The sequence below is a fragment of the Burkholderia sp. HMSC10F09 genome (genome assembly GCF_001806955.1).
Classification (GTDB): domain Bacteria; phylum Pseudomonadota; class Gammaproteobacteria; order Burkholderiales; family Burkholderiaceae; genus Burkholderia; species Burkholderia multivorans.
On sequence record NZ_KV786520.1, the window covers coordinates 1,119 to 4,525 of the forward strand.

3 protein-coding genes are annotated in these 3,407 nt (G+C 66.5%); 2 read left to right on the top strand and 1 reads right to left on the bottom strand.

Annotation, left to right across the window (positions count from 1 at the left end; translation table 11 throughout):
• Positions 1 to 512, bottom strand: a 512-nt coding sequence (locus HMPREF3115_RS02255) for a group III truncated hemoglobin (protein WP_070553332.1), incomplete at its 3' end; no start/stop codon positions are given.
• A 240-nt stretch (positions 513 to 752) separates the two neighbouring features.
• Between HMPREF3115_RS02255 and HMPREF3115_RS02260 the strand changes: the two genes are divergently transcribed.
• Both HMPREF3115_RS02260 and HMPREF3115_RS02265 read left to right on the top strand, forming a co-directional pair.
• Positions 753 to 1,238, top strand: coding sequence for an Rrf2 family transcriptional regulator (locus HMPREF3115_RS02260; protein ID WP_006402323.1), 486 nt, complete (start codon positions 753 to 755; stop codon positions 1,236 to 1,238).
• 189 nt (positions 1,239 to 1,427) lie between these two features.
• Positions 1,428 to 3,407: Clp protease N-terminal domain-containing protein (locus tag HMPREF3115_RS02265; RefSeq protein WP_256275968.1), on the top strand; the 1,980-nt coding region annotated here is incomplete at its 3' end.

The window sequence follows — 3,407 nt, forward strand, 5'->3', positions numbered from 1 at the left end:
TCGCCGCGTGCGCGCGACGGCAGCGCATGCGGATCGTCGCCGGCATCGGGCCGGCGCGGTGCGATCGCGTCGAGCAGCGCCTGCTGCTCGGGCGGAATCCGGTAATCCCAGCCGAAACGGCTCAACTGCAGGCTCTGCGCGATCCGCAGCGCGGGCTCCATGAAGCGGATCGCCGCCGCGGGCGCATAGCGCGTGTCGACGGTGTTCAGAAACAGCGACAGCCAGCGGCTGAAGTGTGCGGGCTCGATGCCTTCGAGCGGCTGATGCGCCTGCTGTACGTTGCCGCGATAGCGCTTCGTGCCGAGCACGAGGCTCGACCAGAAGCTGACCATCTTCGGCAGATGCTCGTCCCAGCGTCCCGCGAGCTTCGCGTCGAACACCGGCCCGAGCAGCGGGTCGTCGCGCACACGATCGTAGAACGCATAGACGAGGTCGCGGATATTGTCTTCGGTCGGCTCGGCGTCGCGCAGGCGCGCGGGTGCCGAATCGGGCAAGGCGGATGGAGCAGTCATGTGAACCTGGGGCGGAAATCCGGGCGATGCGCAAGACGGCGCACGGGACGCGGGCACGATTTTGCCGCAAAATAGCGTCCATTCGCCCATGAAAAACGTGCAAACATCAGGCATCTTATTGCTTGCGCGCGATCCCGGCAACCGGGCGAGCGCAAGCGGCGCGGAGAACCGGTCCGACGCATGCCGCCTTCCGTCCTGCCCGCGTAATCGGGGCACGATCTCCAATCATCCTATTGGCTCATGAGACTGACCGACTACACCGACTATTCGCTGCGCGTGATGCTTTACCTGGCCGTCCGCGGCGAGGGGCTGGCGACGATTCAGGAAATATCGGATGCCTACGGCATCTCGAAGAATCATCTGATGAAAGTCGTGCAGCGGCTCGGCGAACTCGGCTGGGTCGACACGGTCCGCGGCCGCAACGGCGGGCTGCGGCTCTTTCCCGCGTCGCTGAAGCTGACGGTCGGCGAAGTCGTGCGCGCGACCGAGACCGACTTCGCGCTGGTCGGCTGCTTCGTAGCCGGCGACGATACGCGCGGCTGCGTGATCGAGCCGCAGTGCCGGCTGAAGGGTGTGCTGGCTGCCGCCCGCGACGCCTTTTTCGCCGAGCTCGAGCGCCATACGCTCGCCGAGCTGGCCGAGCCCGCTCCGGCGCTCGTGTCGCTGCTCGGCATCCGGCCGATCGCAGTCGCGCGCGCGCCGCACGCAGCAGGCTCGACCGAGTAGCCCGGGGCCGCGCTCGGCACGCCGGCCGACACGGCCGTGCAGCGCGCCGCGCGCTCGTGGCCCGAATCGGCACATGCGCATGCCTGCCGCCGCCGACACTTTTTTGCGCTGTATCGACCCGAGTTCCGCTTGAAAGCCGCATAACCATCCTCACTTTGGTGTTAATCGAAAATTGGAGGTCTCACCTAAATGAGAATCGACAAGCTCACCACCAAGTTCCAGGAAGCGCTTGCGGATGCGCAAAGCCTCGCGGCCGGCCGCGACAATCAATACATCGAACCGGTTCACGTGCTGGCGGCGCTGCTCGCGCAGCAGGACGGTTCCGCGCGCTCGCTGATGTCGCGGGCGGGCGTCCACGTGCAGGCGCTGCAGGGCGCGCTGAACGACGCGATCGCACGCCTGCCGCAGGTCACGGGCACGGGCGGCGACATCCAGATCGGCCGCGAGCTGGCCGGCCTGCTGAACCAGGCCGACAAGGAAGCGCAGAAGCTGAATGACACCTTCATCGCGAGCGAGATGTTCCTGCTCGCGGTCGCGGACGACAAGGGCGAAGCGGGCAAGCTCGCGCGTCAGCACGGTCTCACGCGCAAGGCGCTCGAAGCCGCGATCGCCGCGGTGCGCGGCGGCTCGCAGGTGCATAGCCAGGACGCGGAAAGCCAGCGCGAAGCGCTGAAGAAATACACGGTCGACCTGACCGAGCGCGCGCGCGCCGGCAAGCTCGATCCCGTGATCGGCCGCGACGACGAGATCCGCCGCTCGATCCAGATCCTGCAGCGCCGCACCAAGAACAACCCCGTGCTGATCGGCGAGCCGGGCGTCGGCAAGACGGCGATCGTCGAAGGGCTCGCACAGCGGATCGTCAACGGCGAGGTGCCGGAGACGCTGAAGGGCAAGCGCGTGCTGTCGCTCGACATGGCCGCGCTGCTCGCCGGCGCGAAGTATCGCGGCGAGTTCGAGGAGCGCCTGAAGGCCGTGCTCAACGACATCGCGAAGGACGAAGGCCAGACGATCGTGTTCATCGACGAAATCCACACGATGGTCGGCGCCGGCAAGGCCGAAGGCGCGATGGATGCGGGCAACATGCTGAAGCCGGCGCTGTCGCGCGGCGAGCTGCATTGCATCGGCGCGACCACGCTCGACGAATACCGCAAGTACATCGAGAAGGATGCCGCGCTCGAGCGCCGTTTCCAGAAGGTGCTCGTCGACGAGCCGAGCGTCGAGGCGACGATCGCGATTCTGCGCGGGCTGCAGGAGAAGTACGAACTGCACCACGGCGTCGACATCACGGACCCGGCGATCGTCGCCGCGGCCGAGCTATCGCACCGCTACATCACGGACCGTTTCCTGCCGGACAAGGCGATCGACCTGATCGACGAGGCCGCTTCGAAGATCAAGATGGAAATCGATTCGAAGCCCGAAGAGATGGACAAGCTCGATCGCCGGCTGATCCAGCTGAAGATCGAGCGCGAGGCCGTGAAGAAGGAGCAGGACGAAGCGTCGCAGAAGCGGCTGCAGCTGATCGAGGAAGAGATCGAGCGGCTCGGGCGCGAGTATGCGGACCTCGAGGAAATCTGGACCGCCGAGAAGGCCGCGGTGCAGGGCAGCGCGCAGCTGAAGGAAGAGATCGAGAAGGTGCGCGCGGACATCGCGCGGCTGCAGCGTGAAGGCAAGCTCGAGAAGGTCGCCGAACTGCAGTACGGGAAGCTGCCGCAGCTCGAGGCGCAGCTGAAGCAGGTCACGCAGGCCGAAGAGCAGGAGCAGCACAATCCGACGCGGCCGCGTCTGCTGCGCACGCAGGTCGGCGCCGAGGAGATTGCCGAAGTCGTGTCGCGCGCGACCGGGATTCCGGTGTCGCGGATGATGCAGGGCGAACGCGAAAAGCTGCTGCATATCGAGGAAAAGCTGCACGAGCGCGTGGTCGGCCAGGACGAGGCGATCAACGCGGTCGCCGACGCGATTCGCCGTTCGCGCGCGGGCCTCGCCGATCCGAACCGTCCGTACGGCTCGTTCCTGTTCCTCGGCCCGACGGGCGTCGGCAAGACCGAGTTGTGCAAGGCGCTCGCGTCGTTCCTGTTCGATTCGGAAGAGCATCTGATCCGTATCGACATGAGCGAGTTCATGGAGAAGCACAGTGTCGCGCGGCTGATCGGCGCGCCGCCGGGCTACGTC

Coding starts and splice junctions, on each gene's coding strand:
- HMPREF3115_RS02260 (WP_006402323.1), top strand. CDS start 753: ATGAGACTGACCGACTACACCGACTATTCGCTGCGCGTGATGCTTTAC.